We start from the raw sequence: 15755 nt of genomic DNA, 5'->3' as shown, positions 1-15755 counted from the left end.
CATGACATGCATCAGCGAGGCTTCGGCCTGATCGAACTGCTTATGGGACTGATGATTGCCGGGATTGTTCTGCTACTGGTAAGCCCAGCCTTTGCCGCATTGACACAATCGACCCACCGCGATGAAGCAGCGCAGTCGATCATCAGCGGGATACGCACCGCCAGGACCCTCGCCATCTCGCGCAATGAAGTCGCGATGATTTACGGCATCAATGGTGACTGGAGTCAGGGTTGGCGAATCATACTGGACATTACTGGAAATGGTCCGGACGACAGCGATAACCCTGTGATAGCCGAGCACGCAAACAGTGATCGCGTAAAGGTTATCGGCAACAAGTGGGTAAAACATTACATTCGCTTCACCAGCCTGGGTGAACCTTATATGCCACACGGCGAATTTCAGGGCGGGACGCTGCATTTCTGCGACAGCGTTGAGCCGGTGAGCAGGCTTCAGTTAGTACTGTCACCGTCCGGTCGGACCAGGCTGTTCAACAAAGAGGCTGAGCAGGCCCGGTGCCAGACGGAGAAGACTTAAAGCAGCGACCGCACGCGCAGCTCCTTGGGCATGGAGAACGTGATGTTCTCTTCACGCCCTGCCAGTTCGTCAGCGCCTGTCGCGCCCCACGCCTGCAATTGCTGAATGACGCCGCGCACCAGCACTTCCGGGGCGGAGGCACCGGCAGTGATGCCGATCCGCTCGACACCGTCGAACCAGCTTTTTTGCAGGTCTTCGGCGCCATCGATCAGGTAAGCCGGGGTGGCCATGCGTTCGGCCAGCTCACGCAGGCGATTGGAGTTGGAGCTGTTCGGGCTGCCGACCACCAGCACCACGTCGCATTCGTCAGCCAATTGCTTTACCGCATCCTGACGGTTTTGCGTGGCGTAGCAGATGTCGTCCTTGCGCGGGCCGCCAATGGCCGGGAAGCGTGTACGCAAGGCGTCGATAACGCGGCTGGTATCGTCCATCGACAAAGTCGTCTGGGTCACGAAAGCCAGTTTTTCCGGGTTGACCACCTGCAAGGAGGCAACGTCTTTCTCGTCCTCGACCAGATAGATCGCGCCACCATTGCTGCCATCGTACTGGCCCATGGTGCCTTCGACTTCCGGGTGACCGGCGTGGCCGATGAGGATGCATTCACGGCCGTCGCGGCTGTACCGTGCGACTTCGATATGGACCTTGGTCACCAGCGGGCAAGTTGCGTCGAACACCTTCAGGCCACGCCCGGCGGCTTCGGTGCGCACCGCCTGGGAAACGCCGTGGGCACTGAAGATCACGATGACGTCGTCCGGCACCTGCTCCAGTTCTTCGACGAAGATCGCACCGCGAGCGCGCAGGTCTTCGACGACGAATTTGTTGTGGACCACTTCGTGGCGCACATAGATCGGCGGCCCGAAGACTTCCAGAGCGCGGTTGACGATTTCGATCGCCCGGTCCACACCGGCGCAGAAGCCACGGGGATTGGCGAGTTTGATTTGCATGCTGTGCCTCGTGTCTTGCGCGCAAGAAATAGCGGAAACATTGGAAAACGTACTGTGGCAGCGAGCCTTTTGTGGCACTGGGCTCATGTGGCGAGGGGGCTTGCCCCCGTTCGGTTGCGAAGCAATCGTAAAACCGGTCAGCAACGTTCTCATTCGAGATCGCGGTGTCTGGTTTCGGGGGGCGCTTCGCACCCCGACGGGGGCAAGCCCCCTCGCCACTTCTGGTTTCAGGGGCGCTTCGCACCCCAACGGGACGGTGCGACGTTTCGCTAAATCCCCTCGCCACAACAGCTCGCTATTACAGGTTACAGCGATCTGACGCTAATGATCTCAACGTCGAAGGTCAATGTCTTGCCGGACAACGGGTGATTGAAGTCGATGGTCACCTGTTGCTCATCGAACTCTTTTACCACGCCCGGCAATTCAGTATTCGCCGCATCGTTGAAGATCACCAGCAGACCTGGCGACAGGTCCATATCGGTGAACTGCGACCGCGGGATGACCTGCACGTTTTGCGGATTCGGCTGGCCGAATGCGTTTTCCGGGGCAATGGTCAGCGTACGCTTGTCGCCGGCCTTGAAGCCGAACAGCGCCGCTTCGAATCCTGGCAACAGGTTGCCATCACCGACCTTGAAGGTCGCCGGGGCTTTGTCGAAGGTGCTGTCGACGGTGTCGCCGTTCTCCAGGCGCAATGCAAAGTGCAAAGTGACTTCCGTGTTCTGGCGGATGCGTTGCTCAGCCAATACGTGTTCAGTCATGAACGGCTTCTCCGGTCTTTTTACTTTTGAACATGTCCAGCGCCAGCATGATTGCGCCGACAGTAATCGCACTGTCAGCGAAGTTGAACGCCGGGAAATGCCAGCGGTTCTGCCAGTGCACCAGAATGAAATCGATCACATGGCCATAGGCAATGCGGTCGTACAGATTGCCCAGCGCGCCACCGAGGACCAGCGCCAGCGCAACCGCCAGCCAGGTTTCGTTGCGCCCAAGACGCTTCAGCCACACCACCAGCACGCCGCTGACCACTATAGCGATCAGGGCAAACAACCAGCGCTGCCAACCCGAACTGTCCGCCAGGAAGCTGAACGCCGCGCCGGTGTTGTAAGCCAGGGTCCAGCTGAAGTAATCGGGGATTACCACGATCTGCTGATACATCGTCAACGAGCCTTCGAAGTAGAACTTGCTGGCCTGGTCAATGACCAGAACCAGCAAGCTCAACCAAAGCCAGCTCAAGCGTCCAAAACGGCCAATGCTGTCAGGCATAGTGACGAACCTCGCCAGCGCCGCTGATGTTGTCGACGCAACGGCCACAGATTTCAGGGTGCTCCGGGTTCACGCCGACGTCTTCACGGCAGTGCCAGCAACGGGCGCACTTGGCGAAGGCCGACTTGACGATCTTCAGCTTCAGGCCGCTGACTTCGGTCACCACGGCGTCGGCCGGAGCCTGCACCAATGGTGCAACGCTGGCGGTCGATGTGATCAAGACAAAGCGCAGCTCGTTGCTCAGTTTGGCCAGATCGGCCGTCAGCGCGTCTTCGGCGAACAGCGTCACTTCGGCTTGCAGATTGCCACCGACGGCTTTGGCAGCGCGCTGGATTTCCATTTCCTTGTTGACCGCAACCTTCACCGCCATGATCCGCTCCCAGTAGGCGCGGCCGAGTTCGACGTCGTCCGGCAATTCGGTCAGACCTTCGTACCAGGTGTTGAGCATCACCGATTCGTTACGCTCGCCTGGCAGGTATTCCCACAGCTCGTCGGCAGTGAACGCGAGGATCGGCGCGATCCAGCGCACCAGCGCTTCGGAGATGTGATACAGCGCGGTTTGCGCCGAGCGGCGCGCCTTGCTGTTGGCGCCAGTGGTGTACTGACGGTCCTTGATGATGTCGAGGTAGAAACCACCCAGTTCCTGCACGCAGAAATTGTGGATCTTGGAGTACACGTTCCAGAAACGGTATTCGCCGTAGTGCTCTTGCAACTCGCGTTGCAGCAGCAGTGTGCGGTCCACGGCCCAACGGTCCAGCGCGAGCATTTCTTCAGCCGGCAGCAGGTCGGTGGCCGGGTTGAAACCGGTCAGGTTGGAGAGCAGGAAACGCGCGGTGTTACGGATCCGCCGGTAAGCGTCCGCACTGCGTTGCAGGATCTGGTCGGACACCGCCATTTCGCCCGAGTAATCGGTCGAGGCAACCCACAGACGCATGATGTCGGCGCCCAGGGTGTCATTGACCTTTTGCGGTGCAATCACGTTGCCCAGCGATTTCGACATCTTGCGGCCGGCCTCGTCGACGGTGAAGCCGTGCGTCAGCAGCTCGCGGTACGGCGCGTGGTTGTCGATGGCGCAACCGGTCAGCAGCGACGAATGGAACCAGCCACGGTGTTGGTCCGAGCCTTCCAGATAGAGGTCCGCGCGTGGGCCGCTCTCGTGGCCCATCGGGTGCGAACCGCGCAGGACGTGCCAGTGCGTGGTGCCCGAATCGAACCAGACGTCGAGGGTGTCGCTGATCTTGTCGTACTGCGGCGCTTCGTCACCGAGCAACTCGGCAGCGTCCATCTTGAACCAGGCTTCGATGCCTTCGACTTCGACGCGCTTGGCGACTTCTTCCATCAGCTCGGCAGTACGCGGGTGCAGCTCGCCGCTTTCCTTGTTGAGGAAGAACGGTATCGGCACGCCCCAGTTGCGCTGACGGGAGATGCACCAGTCCGGACGGTTGGCGATCATCGAGTGCAAACGTGCCTGGCCCCAGGCCGGAACGAATTTGGTCTGTTCGATGGCTTTGATCGCCCGCTTGCGCAGGGTCTCGCCGGTAGCAGGCTCTTTGTCCATGCCGATGAACCACTGCGCGGTGGCGCGGTAGATCAGCGGGGTCTTGTGACGCCAGCAGTGCATGTAGCTGTGTTCGATGACGGTGGTGTGCATCAGCGCACCCACCTCAGTCAGTTTTTCGACGATGGCCGGGTTGGCTTTCCAGATGAACTGGCCGCCAAAGAACTCCAGCGAGGTGACGTAAACGCCGTTGCTTTGCACCAGATTGAGGATGTCGTCGTTGACCATGCCGTACTTCTTGCAGGTCACGAAGTCGTCCACGCCGTACGCCGGGGCGGAGTGAACCACGCCAGTACCAGCGCCCAGTTCTACGTAGTCGGCCAGATAAACCGGCGACAGGCGATCATAGAACGGGTGACGGAAGTTGATCAGCTCCAGCTCTTTACCGGTGGTAGTCGCGATGACCGAGCCTTCCAGGCTGTAACGGGCCAGGCACGACTCGACCAGCTCTTCCGCGAGCACCAGCAATTTGTCGCCGACATCGACCAGGGCGTAGTTGAATTCCGGGTGGACGTTCAGCGCCTGGTTGGCCGGGATGGTCCACGGGGTGGTGGTCCAGATCACGATCGAAGCGGGTTTGCCCAGCGATGGCAGGCCAAACGCGGCGGCCAGTTTGGCGTCGTCGGCAATCGGGAAGGCGACGTCGATGGTCGAGGACTTTTTGTTCTCGTACTCGACTTCCGCTTCAGCGAGGGCCGAACCGCAATCGAAGCACCAGTTCACCGGCTTCAAGCCCTTGAAGACGAAACCGCCCTTGACAATTTCGGCCAAGGCGCGGATTTCACCGGCCTCGTTCTTGAAGTCCATGGTCTTGTACGGATTGGCGAAATCGCCCAACACGCCCAGACGGATGAATTCGAACTTCTGCCCTTCGATCTGCTCGGTGGCGTAGGCACGGCACAGTTCGCGGGTCTTGTCTGCGCCCAGGTTCTTGCCGTGGGTGACTTCGACCTTGTGCTCGATCGGCAGGCCGTGGCAGTCCCAGCCCGGAACATAAGGCGCGTCGAAACCCGAAAGGGTTTTCGAGCGGATGATCATGTCCTTGAGAATCTTGTTCAGCGCATGACCGATGTGAATCGTGCCGTTGGCGTACGGAGGACCGTCGTGAAGCACGAACTTCGGACGATCCTTGCCAATTTCGCGCAACTTACCGTACAGGCCAATGCTGTCCCAGCGCTGCAGAATCTGCGGTTCGCGCTGGGGCAGGCCGGCCTTCATTGGGAAGGCGGTGTCCGGAAGGTTTAGCGTGGCTTTATAGTCGGTCATTTAAGGCTCTTCATTAGCGATTGGCGCTAGGTGCGACAGGGCACGGGCGGCGGCGACATCCGCACTGATCGCCGTCTTAAGCGCCTCCAGAGAGGCGAAACGCTGCTCTTCACGCAGCTTATGGTGGAAAACCACCGTCAAACGCCGGTCATACAGATCGCCGGCAAAATCTAAAAGATGCACTTCCAGGTGGGCTTTGCCATCACCTTGAACCGTGGGCCGCACGCCAATATTGGCGACACCGGGCCAGGTCTTGCCGTCAATATCGACATCGACCAGGTAAACCCCGGTCAGCGGCACCCGACGGCGCTTGAGTTGGATGTTGGCGGTTGGCGTACCCAGTTGGCGCGCCAGCTTCTGACCATGCAGGACGCGCCCGGTGATCTGGAACGCACGCCCCAGCAGCCGCTCGGCCAAAGCAAAATCAGCAGCGGCCAGGGCATTGCGAACCTGGGTGCTGCTGACTCGAATACCGTCCAGCTCAACAGTTTGCGCCGCTTCAACGGTAAAGCCCTGCATGGCGCCGGCCTGCTGCAGGAATTCGAAATCTCCCACCCGATCGCAACCGAAGCGGAAGTCATCACCGACTTCGAGGTGTTTGACGCCGAGGCCGTCGACCAGAATCGTGTCGACGAATTCGCTGGCGCTGAGTTTGCTCAGGCGCTGGTTGAAGGCCAGGCACAGGACCCGGTCAACCCCTTCGGCGGCCAACAGCTGCAATTTGTCGCGCAGCCGGGCCAGCCGTGCGGGTGCCGTGTCCGGAGCAAAAAACTCCCGAGGCTGCGGCTCGAAAATCACCACGCAGCTGGGTACGCCCAACTCCAGTGCACGCTCACGCAGCCTCGCCAGGATTGCCTGGTGACCACGGTGAACACCGTCAAAGTTGCCAATGGTGGCGACACAGCCCCGATGCTGGGGGCGCAGATTTTGGAGGCCTCGAACCAGCTGCATAACGCGCTTCTTGCTCATAAAGTGGTCGATTATAACCACACCCGGCGGCCGACGACAGGCAACACCGTAACCCAAAGTGATCGAGCCGACAAAACCGTCGGTTCGCTCGTGTTTATTCAGGAAAAAGCCTCAGTTCAGCGCCTTGCGATTAAAGTCGCGCAAACGGAAACCCATCAACAACAACATGCCGAAATAGGAGACCACGCCAGCCGCAACCAGAGCGCCCAGACGCACGAACCGCTCAAGCATATCTCCATCGCCCCAGGCCGGCATGAAATGCATCCCGGCCAGCAATACAGCGGACATTACCGCCACCGCGACCACCAGTTTGGCGCCGAACTTCACCCAGCCCGGTTGCGGCTGATACATCTGCTGTTTGCGCAGTTGATAAAACAGCAGCCCGGCGTTCAGGCACGCACCGGCACTGATTGCCAAAGCCAGACCCGCGTGGGCCAGCGGGCCGACGAGCATCAGGTTGAACAGCTGTGTACACACCAAAGTGAAAATCGCGATCTTGACCGGCGTACGGATGTTCTGTTGCGCATAAAAGCCCGGCGCCAGCACTTTGATCACGATAATGCCGAGTAAGCCGACGGAATAAGCGATCAGTGCGCGCTGCGTCATGGACGCGTCGAACGCACTGAACTGGCCGTACTGGAACAGGGAAACGGTCAATGGTTCGGCGAGAATCCCCAGCGCCAGCGAGCACGGCAACACCAGCACGAAGCACAGGCGCAGGCCCCAATCGAGAATCCGCGAATATTCGTGACGATCCTTGCTGGCGTAGGTCTTGGCCAGCGTCGGCAGCAGAATCGTGCCCAACGCCACGCCGAGCACACCGGATGGCAACTCCATCAAACGGTCCGCGTAATACATCCACGATACAGAGCCGGCGACCAGGAAAGAGGCAAAAATGGTGTTGATGATCAACGAAATCTGACTCACCGACACTCCGAGAATGGCCGGCAGCATTTGTTTCATGACGCGCCACACGCCGCTGTCGCGCAGGTTAAGCCTTGGCAGCACGAGCATGCCGATCTTTTTCAGGTGCGGCAGCTGGTAGAGCAATTGCGCCAGACCACCGACCAATACTGCCCAGCCCAGAGCCATCACCGGCGGATCGAAGTACGGCGTCAGGAACACCGCGAAGATGATCATGCTGACGTTAAGCAATGTCGGCACGAAGGCTGGCACCGAAAAGCGGTTGTAGGTATTGAGGATCGCCCCGGCCAGCGAAGACAGGGAGATCAGCAATATATAAGGGAAGGTCACTCGCAGGAGATCAGTGGTCAGCTGGAATTTTTCCGGGGTATCGGTAAAGCCCGGGGCCGTCGCCCAAATCACCCAAGGCGCGGCGAGCATCCCCAGTGCAGTCACCAGCGCCAGTACCAGCGTGAGCAGACCCGAAACATAAGCAATGAATGTCCGCGTCGCCTCTTCGCCCTGCTGACTTTTGTATTCAGCCAGGATCGGCACAAAGGCCTGGGAAAAGGCGCCCTCGGCGAAGATCCGTCGCAGCAGATTGGGCAGTTTAAAGGCGATGAAGAAGGCATCCGTCGCCATTCCGGCACCGAATGTACGCGCGATCAGGGTGTCACGGACAAACCCCAGAATCCGGGAGATCATCGTGATAGAGCTGACGGCGGCCAACGATTTGAGCAGATTCATTGAAAGAGTTTGTGCCTGTCGATAAACAGCAGGCGAACTAAGCGCCCACTTATGCGATACTCCGCGCCGCAGCAGCACAGAGCCAAAGCTCGCGAGTTTACAGGTCAAGCGCCGGAAATAAATATCCCGCCTCTTTATACCTACCACTTAGCGGAACGTCTCAACCGCCCTTGACAAGACATCAACTCATCGGCATGATTCGCGGCCTATTTTGTTTGCTATTTCCTAAAAAGTCTTTCGAGGAGCTCGACGGTGGCCAACACACCTTCCGCCAAAAAACGTGCAAAACAGGCTGAGAAGCGTCGCAGCCACAACGCCAGCCTGCGTTCCATGGTCCGTACTTACATCAAGAATGTAATTAAAGCCATTGACGCAAAAGACGCTGAAAAAGCTCAAGCTGCTTACGTTCTGGCCGTGCCAGTTATCGACCGTATGGCCGATAAAGGCATCATCCACAAGAACAAAGCTGCTCGTCATAAGAGCCGCCTGAATGGCCACGTAAAGGCCCTGAACGTTGCCGCTGCTGCCTAAGCGACACGTTCGTTAAAAAACCGACCTCAGGGTCGGTTTTTTATTGCCTGTGATTTTGTCAGACGCCCTGCGAGACAAAGATGCGGGTGGTGAGGGGGCTTGCCCCCGTCAGGATGCAAAGCACCCTTTGATCAATTGCCGCAACATCATTGTGAAGGCGATGACTGTTTTACGATTGCGTTGCAATCGAACGGGGGCAAGCCCCCTCGCCACACAAGCTTGCTCCACAGTTAATGTTTTCGTCAGATTATTGAGCGTGCGGCCAAGGCAAGATCGGGATCGCCGTTACCGCATTCTGCGGACTACCCTCGATCAAACGATCGCTATAAACCAGATACACCAGCGTGTTGCGCTTCTTGTCGAGGAACCGCACCACCTGCATGGTTTTGAACACCAGCGATGTACGCTCCTTGAATACTTCATCGCCATCCTTCAACTCGCCCTTGAAGTTGATCGGCCCGACCTGACGGCAAGCGATGGACGCCTCCGCACGGTCTTCAGCCAACCCCAGACCGCCCTTCACACCGCCTGTCTTGGCACGTGACAAATAGCAGGTCACGCCCTCGACCTTCGGATCATCAAACGCCTCGACCACGATGCGGTCATTCGGGCCGACGATCTTGAATACCGTCGATACCTGGCCAATTTCCTCAGCCGAGGCCAGCAGCGGCATCGCCAACAGCAGACCCAACAATCCTTTTGCAACGCGCATTCAAGTATTCCTTCAGACCAGGATCAGGTTATCGCGATGAACCAGTTCCGGTTCCGCCATGTAACCCAACAGACCGACAATCGCCTCAGACGACTGCCCGATGATTTTTTGTGCCTCCAGCGCGCTGTAGTTGGCCAGGCCGCGGGCGATTTCACGCCCGTCCGGTGCGACGCACACCACCATCTCGCCACGACGGAAACTGCCCTGAACGAGCTTGACACCCACCGGCAACAAACTCCTGTTGCCCTGAGACAGCGCGGCAACCGCACCCGCATCCAGCACCAGCGTGCCGCGAGTCTGCAGATGCCCGGCCAGCCATTGCTTGCGCGCCGCCAGCATGCCGCGCTCTGGCGACAGCAAGGTACCGATGCGCTCGCCCGCCTTCAAGCGATCAAGCACACGCTCGATGCGACCGCCGACGATGATGGTGTGCGCACCGGAACGCGCCGCCAGACGAGCCGCGCGCAACTTGGTCTGCATACCGCCACGCCCCAGCGCCCCACCTGTCCCGCCAGCCACCGCATCCAGCGCCGGATCATCGGCCCGCGCTTCGTAAATGAGGCTGGCGTCGGGATTGTTGCGCGGATCGGCATCAAACATGCCGTCGCGATCCGTGAGAATCACCAGCAAGTCCGCTTCCACCAGGTTAGCCACCAGCGCCGCCAGTGTGTCGTTGTCGCCGAAGCGGATCTCGTCGGTGACCACCGTGTCGTTTTCGTTGATCACCGGGATCACTTTCAACTCGACCAGCGCACGCAGGGTGCTGCGGGCATTCAGGTAGCGCTTGCGGTCGGACAGATCGTCGTGGGTCAGCAAAATTTGCGCAGTGTGCCGGTCATGCTCGGCAAAGCTCGACTCCCAAGCCTGCACCAATCCCATCTGGCCAATGGCAGCGGCTGCCTGCAGCTCGTGCATTGCACTGGGTCGTACGGTCCAACCCAGGCGACTCATACCCGCCGCCACTGCGCCGGAGGACACCAGCACCAGTTCGACGCCCGCTTCATGCAATGCCACCATCTGCTCGACCCAGACGCCCATTGCCGCGCGATCCAGGCCCTTGCCATCCGCTGTCAGCAACGCACTGCCGATTTTCACGACCCAACGCTGCGCACCTGTCACTTTGCTCCGCATCATCTTCAACCTTAGCTTGAGGGCAGCGCGACCTGGCACTGCCCGTGACCTTAATCGTGGCTACTGCTGACCAACGATCGATTTCCAGATACTAAAACGCCGCTCGATTGAGCGGCGTTCAAGTTTATCGCAACGAATCAGTCACGCACGTAAATGATTTCCGGACCGTCTTCGTCATCCACATCTTCTTCGTCCCAGTCATCGTCGCCGATGTCATGGACCGACTTCACGCCGCTGCGACGCAGGGCACGCTGATCGTCCAGCGCCTGCAGCTGAGCGCGGGCTTCGTCTTCGATGCGCTGATCGAGCTCGGCCAGCTCTTCCTTATAAGCCGGGTCGTTAGCAAGGCGATCAGCACGATCTTCCATGTAGCGCATGATGTCGTGGCACAGACGCTCGGTGCCCAGCTTGGAAATGGCCGAGATAACGTAAACAGGACCGGTCCATTCCAGGCGATCAACAATTTCCTTGACGCGAGCATCGTGCTCTTCTTCAAGGATCTGATCGCACTTGTTCAGCACCAGCCAGCGGTCACGCTCAGCCAGGGACGGGCTGAACTTGGTCAGCTCACTGACGATGATTTCAGCAGCATCCGGAGCGCTTGCGTCATCCAGCGGAGCCATGTCGACGAGGTGCAACAGCAAACGCGTACGCGAGAGATGCTTGAGGAAGCGAATGCCCAGGCCGGCGCCATCGGAAGCACCTTCGATCAGGCCCGGAATGTCGGCGACCACGAAACTCTTCCAGCGATCGACGCTGACCACACCCAGGTTTGGCACCAAGGTAGTAAACGGGTAATCGGCGACTTTCGGCTTGGCAGCCGATACCGAACGAATGAAGGTACTTTTACCCGCGTTCGGCAGACCCAGCAGGCCGACGTCCGCCAGCACTTTCATTTCCAGCTTGAGGTCACGCGCCTCACCCGGCTTACCCGGAGTGGTTTGACGCGGAGCACGGTTGGTACTGGATTTGAAACGGGTGTTACCCAGACCGTGCCAGCCGCCGTGTGCCACCAGCAGGCGCTGGCCAGCCTTGGTCAGGTCGCCGATCACTTCCTGGGTTGCGGAGTCGATTACTGTGGTGCCGACCGGCACGCGCAACACCAACTCTTCACCTTTTTTACCGGTGCAGTCAGTGCTGCCGCCGTTGGAACCACGCTCGGCATCGAAGTGCCGGGTGTAACGGTAGTCCACCAGGGTGTTGAGGTTTTCGTCGGCGACCATATAGACCGATCCGCCATCACCGCCATCACCGCCGTTCGGGCCGCCGTTCTCAATGAATTTTTCGCGACGGAAGCTCATGCAACCGTTGCCGCCGTCACCGGCCTTTACTCGAATGGATACTTCATCAACAAACTTCATAACAAACGCCTCTCGTCATACGGACGAGCCGAGAAAATCTAGACATAAGACTCTTGCAAAAATGAGCGCAGCGACCTCAATCAACGACCGCAAAATCCAGCGCTGGAGCCCATCACAAACAGCTTTGCAAGAGACTCACCCCACAAACGAAAAAGCCCCGTCGCGAGACAGGGCTTTTCCAGCAACTACGCAATTATGCCGCGACGACTTCAGTCTTCGGGACAATGCTCACGTAACGGCGGTTGAAAGCGCCTTTTACTTCGAACTTGATCACGCCGTCGATTTTAGCGAACAGAGTGTGATCTTTGCCCATGCCAACGCCGTAACCGGCGTGGAATTGGGTGCCGCGCTGACGCACGATGATGTTGCCCGGAATGATAACCTGGCCGCCATACATCTTCACGCCAAGGCGTTTGGCTTCTGAGTCGCGACCGTTACGGGTACTACCACCAGCTTTTTTGTGTGCCATGAGTCAATTCTCCTAGTGAGGAATTAGGCTGAAATTAAGCCTGAATACCGGTGATTTTGATCTCGGTGTACCACTGGCGGTGGCCCATACGCTTCATGTGGTGCTTACGACGACGGAACTTGATGATGCGGATTTTATCGTGACGACCTTGCGAGATCACTTCAGCCACAACGGTAGCGCCTGCAACAACTGGAGCGCCGATGTTCACGTCGTCGCCATTGGCGACCAACAGAACGCGATCAAAAGTTACGGATTCGCCGGTAGCGATTTCCAGTTTTTCAATCTTCAGGTATTCACCTGGGGCGACTTTGTACTGCTTGCCACCAGTAACGATTACTGCGTACGACATGGTATTTCTCCGATAATCCTGCTCACCCAGCTCTTTATAAGAAGAGGTATTGGCTGGCATGGCTGCATAAGGCTGGAAGGCCTGTTTGCAATTGCGTAAGGCAGGTGCTGCCCAGGAAGTTCAGGGTGCGCGATTGTACGCAAGCTGCCGGGGTGATGCAAGAGGCCGTCCATCGCGCCTTGACACCCGGGGGCGCGGGTCCTAGCATGCCGCGCAACCCTTCTGGAGCAACTGTCGCTGATGCAACCCCAAGCTTTCTACCGCGCGGTGGCGGACGATTTTAGCGCCGTCGACGGCATCATCAAGAAGCAGCTGACTTCCCGAGTGCCGCTGGTATCGAAAATCGGCGACTACATTACCTCGGCCGGCGGTAAACGCCTGCGTCCTCTATTAGTCCTGCTGTGTGGCAAGGCCCTCGGCCGCGAAGGCGACGACTTGCGTCTGCTGGCCGCGACCATCGAGTTCCTGCACACCGCGACCCTGCTGCATGACGACGTGGTCGACATGTCCGGCATGCGCCGTGGCCGCTCGACCGCCAACGCCATGTGGGGCAACGCACCCAGCGTGCTGGTTGGCGACTTTCTGTATTCGCGTTCTTTCGAAATGATGGTCGAACTGGGCTCGATGCCGGTGATGAAAATCCTTTCGCAAGCCACCCGCATCATCGCGGAAGGCGAAGTGTTGCAGCTGTCCAAGGTTCGGGACGCCAGCACCACCGAAGAAACCTACATGGAAGTCATCCGCGGCAAGACGGCGATGCTGTTCGAGGCCTCGACCCACAGCGCCGCGGCCCTGTGCGAAGCGACGCCGGAGCAGGCTGAAGCGCTGCGCACCTTCGGCGACCACCTCGGCGTAGCCTTTCAGCTGGTCGACGACCTGCTCGACTACAAGGGCGACGCCGAGACCCTGGGCAAGAACGTCGGTGACGATCTGGCCGAAGGCAAGCCAACCCTGCCGTTGATCTTCACCATGCGTGAAGGCACGCCGGAACAAGCGGCACTAGTGCGCAAGGCGATCCAGAAAGGCGGTATCGAAGACCTGGAAAGCATCCGTGAAGCCGTTGAAGCATCCGGCTCGCTGGAATACACCGCTCAATTGGCCCGTGATTATGTGGCCCGTGCCATCAAATGCCTCGACGCGCTGCCCGCCAGCGAGTATCGCGATGCGTTGGTAGAGCTGAGCGAGTTCGCGGTCGCGCGTACGCACTGACCTGCTCTTTGTAGGAGCCGGCTTGCTGGCGATCCAATCGCCGCGGTGTTCCAGCAATACCGCGGTGATGCAATCGCCAGCAAGCCGGCTCCTACATGCTACAAATCCCTATATAATGTGCGACTTTTAGCGATCCTCAACCCAAGGAGCTTTAGTGAGCACGTTGCCACCCTGCCCGAAATGCAATTCCGAATACACTTACGAAGACGGCGCGCAGCTGATCTGCCCGGAGTGCGCGCATGAGTGGTCTGCCACTGGAGAAGCCGAAGCAGCGTCCGACGACGCCGTGAAGAAAGATTCGGTAGGCAACGTTCTGCAAGATGGCGACACCATCACCGTGATCAAGGACCTCAAGGTCAAAGGCACGTCGCTGGTGGTCAAGGTCGGCACCAAGGTCAAGAATATCCGCCTGTGCGACGGCGATCACGACATTGACTGCAAGATCGACGGCATCGGCCCGATGAAGCTCAAATCCGAATTTGTCAGAAAAGTCTGAACCTGCTGTACGCCATCCCGCGCCCTGCGTGGGATGGTGCCGAGCCCTCCCCCGCATGACTCAATAATCCCTCGCAATAGCCCAACGCCAGCCGATTTGACCTTAAGCAATCTTTACCCACTAAAAATCGCGAATGGCCAATAGGCACTTGCTATTTAATGAATAAGAATTATTCTCATTGAACCCCATTGATGGAGATGATATTCATGACTTATTTGATCGACGCCTGGCTGGACCGCCCACACCCCTACCTCAGAATCCTTCATCGGGAGACCGGCGAAGTGTGTGCCGTGCTTGAAGAGGAAGCGTTGAACGAGTTGCAGGATCAAGGGGATCTGGACTTCAACGGCTTGAATTCCAGCGAGCCGGTGGTGCTCAAGGAATTGGTGCGCAATCTGTTTCTGTTCTGTTATGCGCGGGCGTTGCGCCCATCGCATGAATTGCAGCACAAGATCGAGGTATGAAAATCACGGCAAAAACTGTGGGAGCCAGCCTGCTGGCGATGGTATCTATGCGGTCTTGAAGAAAAACCGGTCGACCCTATCGCCAGCAGGCTGGCTCCCACATCAGCCCGTCATCGCGACAGGCTCTGAATTACAGAACGTCGAGCAGCTCGACGTCAAACACCAGAACGCTGTGCGGCGGGATGCTGCCAACGCCTTGAGCGCCGTATGCCAGTTCGCTCGGCACGTACAGACGCCATTTGCTGCCGGCGTTCATCAGTTGCAGGGCTTCGGTCCAGCCGGCAATTACGCCGCCAACCGGGAATTCCGCTGGCTGACCACGATCGTAGGAGCTGTCGAACACAGTGCCGTCGATCAGGGTGCCGTGGTAGTGCGTACGCACGGTGTCTTCACGGGAAGGCTTGGCGCCTTCGCCAGCGGTCAGCACTTCAAACTGCAGGCCGGAAGCCAGAGTGGTGATGCCGTCACGCTTGGCGTTTTCAGCCAGGAACGCAAGACCTTCGCCAGCCGCCGCTTCAGCTTTTGCAGCCGCTTCAGCCTGCATGATTTCGCGAATGACCTTGAAGCTGGCGGACATTTCTTCCTGACCCACACGGCTTGGCTTGCCGGCGAACGCGTCGGTCAGACCTGCCAGAATCGCGTCCAGATCAACGCCCGGTGGTGGGTTGTCGCGCAGCTGGTCGCCCAACTGACGGCCAATGCCGTAGCTGACGCGAGTTTCGTCGGTGGACAGATTTACTTCGGACATGACACTGCTCCGCTGTGCGGACGGCCCGGGAACTTGCCGTGCGTGCACAGCGCGTCCCGGAGCGCCCGGAACCAAAAGGGCCAGCAGACTAGCACAGATGC

At 58.7% G+C, this 15755-nt stretch carries 17 protein-coding genes; 5 read left to right on the top strand and 12 right to left on the bottom strand.

The window, feature by feature from the left end; genetic code table 11:
* Nucleotides 1-6: 6 nt before the first annotated feature.
* A complete protein-coding gene (locus ACYZTS_RS11370; RefSeq protein ID WP_461995935.1) occupies nucleotides 7-534 on the top strand; it encodes a GspH/FimT family pseudopilin in 528 nt (175 codons plus the stop codon).
* Here ACYZTS_RS11370 and ispH read toward each other — a convergent pair.
* The 6 genes from ispH to murJ all read right to left on the bottom strand — a co-directional run bounded on the left by ispH (nucleotide 531) and on the right by murJ (nucleotide 8184).
* Nucleotides 531-1478: a 4-hydroxy-3-methylbut-2-enyl diphosphate reductase gene (gene ispH, locus ACYZTS_RS11365; RefSeq protein WP_461995933.1), complete on the bottom strand. Its 948-nt coding sequence runs from the start codon at nucleotides 1476-1478 to the stop codon at nucleotides 531-533. The two genes, ACYZTS_RS11370 and ispH, sit on opposite strands and share 4 nt — an antisense overlap.
* A gap of 305 nt (nucleotides 1479-1783) precedes the next feature.
* A complete protein-coding gene (fkpB, locus tag ACYZTS_RS11360) occupies nucleotides 1784-2221 on the bottom strand; it encodes an FKBP-type peptidyl-prolyl cis-trans isomerase (RefSeq protein ID WP_177326990.1) in 438 nt (145 codons plus the stop codon).
* A gap of 7 nt (nucleotides 2222-2228) precedes the next feature.
* Complete coding sequence (lspA, locus tag ACYZTS_RS11355) at nucleotides 2229-2741, bottom strand: signal peptidase II (RefSeq protein WP_461995931.1); 513 nt, start codon at nucleotides 2739-2741, stop codon at nucleotides 2229-2231.
* Entirely contained in the window at nucleotides 2734-5565 is a 2832-nt protein-coding gene (gene ileS, locus ACYZTS_RS11350) for an isoleucine--tRNA ligase (protein WP_461995930.1), read from the bottom strand. The genes lspA and ileS overlap by 8 nt, the downstream gene beginning before the upstream one ends.
* A complete protein-coding gene (ribF, locus tag ACYZTS_RS11345) occupies nucleotides 5566-6516 on the bottom strand; it encodes a bifunctional riboflavin kinase/FAD synthetase (protein WP_461995928.1) in 951 nt (316 codons plus the stop codon).
* A gap of 129 nt (nucleotides 6517-6645) precedes the next feature.
* Nucleotides 6646-8184 (bottom strand): murein biosynthesis integral membrane protein MurJ, encoded by a 1539-nt coding sequence (gene murJ, locus ACYZTS_RS11340; RefSeq protein ID WP_461995927.1) that lies wholly within the window; start codon nucleotides 8182-8184, stop codon nucleotides 6646-6648.
* 252 nt (nucleotides 8185-8436) lie between these two features.
* Between murJ and rpsT the strand changes: the two genes are divergently transcribed.
* Nucleotides 8437-8715: a 30S ribosomal protein S20 gene (gene rpsT, locus ACYZTS_RS11335; RefSeq protein ID WP_028624614.1), complete on the top strand. Its 279-nt coding sequence runs from the start codon at nucleotides 8437-8439 to the stop codon at nucleotides 8713-8715.
* Nucleotides 8716-8962: 247 nt separating this feature from the next.
* Here the strand turns inward: rpsT and ACYZTS_RS11330 are convergent, their stop codons facing one another.
* The 5 genes from ACYZTS_RS11330 to rplU all read right to left on the bottom strand — a co-directional run bounded on the left by ACYZTS_RS11330 (nucleotide 8963) and on the right by rplU (nucleotide 12737).
* Nucleotides 8963-9427: a CreA family protein gene (locus ACYZTS_RS11330; protein ID WP_028624613.1), complete on the bottom strand. Its 465-nt coding sequence runs from the start codon at nucleotides 9425-9427 to the stop codon at nucleotides 8963-8965.
* A 12-nt stretch (nucleotides 9428-9439) separates the two neighbouring features.
* Complete coding sequence (proB, locus tag ACYZTS_RS11325; RefSeq protein ID WP_461996411.1) at nucleotides 9440-10558, bottom strand: glutamate 5-kinase; 1119 nt, start codon at nucleotides 10556-10558, stop codon at nucleotides 9440-9442.
* A gap of 137 nt (nucleotides 10559-10695) precedes the next feature.
* Nucleotides 10696-11919 carry an Obg family GTPase CgtA gene (gene cgtA / locus ACYZTS_RS11320; RefSeq protein ID WP_028624611.1) on the bottom strand — a complete coding sequence of 408 codons (1224 nt, stop codon included), beginning with the start codon at nucleotides 11917-11919 and terminating at the stop codon, nucleotides 10696-10698.
* 193 nt (nucleotides 11920-12112) lie between these two features.
* Nucleotides 12113-12388 (bottom strand): 50S ribosomal protein L27, encoded by a 276-nt coding sequence (gene rpmA, locus ACYZTS_RS11315; RefSeq protein ID WP_003215862.1) that lies wholly within the window; start codon nucleotides 12386-12388, stop codon nucleotides 12113-12115.
* 34 nt (nucleotides 12389-12422) lie between these two features.
* Entirely contained in the window at nucleotides 12423-12737 is a 315-nt protein-coding gene (gene rplU, locus ACYZTS_RS11310; protein ID WP_003230856.1) for a 50S ribosomal protein L21, read from the bottom strand.
* A 240-nt stretch (nucleotides 12738-12977) separates the two neighbouring features.
* Between rplU and ACYZTS_RS11305 the strand changes: the two genes are divergently transcribed.
* The 3 genes from ACYZTS_RS11305 to ACYZTS_RS11295 all read left to right on the top strand — a co-directional run bounded on the left by ACYZTS_RS11305 (nucleotide 12978) and on the right by ACYZTS_RS11295 (nucleotide 14906).
* Nucleotides 12978-13946: a polyprenyl synthetase family protein gene (locus ACYZTS_RS11305; protein ID WP_028624610.1), complete on the top strand. Its 969-nt coding sequence runs from the start codon at nucleotides 12978-12980 to the stop codon at nucleotides 13944-13946.
* A gap of 154 nt (nucleotides 13947-14100) precedes the next feature.
* Nucleotides 14101-14442 carry a zinc ribbon domain-containing protein YjdM gene (locus ACYZTS_RS11300; protein WP_028624609.1) on the top strand — a complete coding sequence of 114 codons (342 nt, stop codon included), beginning with the start codon at nucleotides 14101-14103 and terminating at the stop codon, nucleotides 14440-14442.
* Nucleotides 14443-14648: 206 nt separating this feature from the next.
* Nucleotides 14649-14906: a PA4570 family protein gene (locus ACYZTS_RS11295; RefSeq protein WP_461995922.1), complete on the top strand. Its 258-nt coding sequence runs from the start codon at nucleotides 14649-14651 to the stop codon at nucleotides 14904-14906.
* A gap of 130 nt (nucleotides 14907-15036) precedes the next feature.
* On the opposite strand, the gene ACYZTS_RS11290 is transcribed toward ACYZTS_RS11295, so the two are convergent.
* Nucleotides 15037-15654, bottom strand: a complete 618-nt coding sequence (locus ACYZTS_RS11290) for an FKBP-type peptidyl-prolyl cis-trans isomerase (RefSeq protein WP_461995921.1) — start codon at nucleotides 15652-15654, stop codon at nucleotides 15037-15039.
* Nucleotides 15655-15755 lie beyond the last annotated feature (101 nt).

This window comes from Pseudomonas sp. TMB3-21 (assembly GCF_054898145.1).
This window is presented reverse-complemented; position numbering and strand designations above follow the sequence as displayed.

Coding starts and splice junctions, on each gene's coding strand:
- rpmA (WP_003215862.1), bottom strand. CDS start 12,388: ATGGCACACAAAAAAGCTGGTGGTAGTACCCGTAACGGTCGCGACTCA.
- murJ (WP_461995927.1), bottom strand. CDS start 8,184: ATGAATCTGCTCAAATCGTTGGCCGCCGTCAGCTCTATCACGATGATC.
- ispH (WP_461995933.1), bottom strand. CDS start 1,478: ATGCAAATCAAACTCGCCAATCCCCGTGGCTTCTGCGCCGGTGTGGAC.
- ACYZTS_RS11295 (WP_461995922.1), top strand. CDS start 14,649: ATGACTTATTTGATCGACGCCTGGCTGGACCGCCCACACCCCTACCTC.
- ileS (WP_461995930.1), bottom strand. CDS start 5,565: ATGACCGACTATAAAGCCACGCTAAACCTTCCGGACACCGCCTTCCCA.
- cgtA (WP_028624611.1), bottom strand. CDS start 11,919: ATGAAGTTTGTTGATGAAGTATCCATTCGAGTAAAGGCCGGTGACGGC.
- ribF (WP_461995928.1), bottom strand. CDS start 6,516: ATGCAGCTGGTTCGAGGCCTCCAAAATCTGCGCCCCCAGCATCGGGGC.
- lspA (WP_461995931.1), bottom strand. CDS start 2,741: ATGCCTGACAGCATTGGCCGTTTTGGACGCTTGAGCTGGCTTTGGTTG.
- proB (WP_461996411.1), bottom strand. CDS start 10,558: ATGCGGAGCAAAGTGACAGGTGCGCAGCGTTGGGTCGTGAAAATCGGC.
- ACYZTS_RS11370 (WP_461995935.1), top strand. CDS start 7: ATGCATCAGCGAGGCTTCGGCCTGATCGAACTGCTTATGGGACTGATG.
- ACYZTS_RS11305 (WP_028624610.1), top strand. CDS start 12,978: ATGCAACCCCAAGCTTTCTACCGCGCGGTGGCGGACGATTTTAGCGCC.
- rplU (WP_003230856.1), bottom strand. CDS start 12,737: ATGTCGTACGCAGTAATCGTTACTGGTGGCAAGCAGTACAAAGTCGCC.
- ACYZTS_RS11290 (WP_461995921.1), bottom strand. CDS start 15,654: ATGTCCGAAGTAAATCTGTCCACCGACGAAACTCGCGTCAGCTACGGC.
- ACYZTS_RS11330 (WP_028624613.1), bottom strand. CDS start 9,427: ATGCGCGTTGCAAAAGGATTGTTGGGTCTGCTGTTGGCGATGCCGCTG.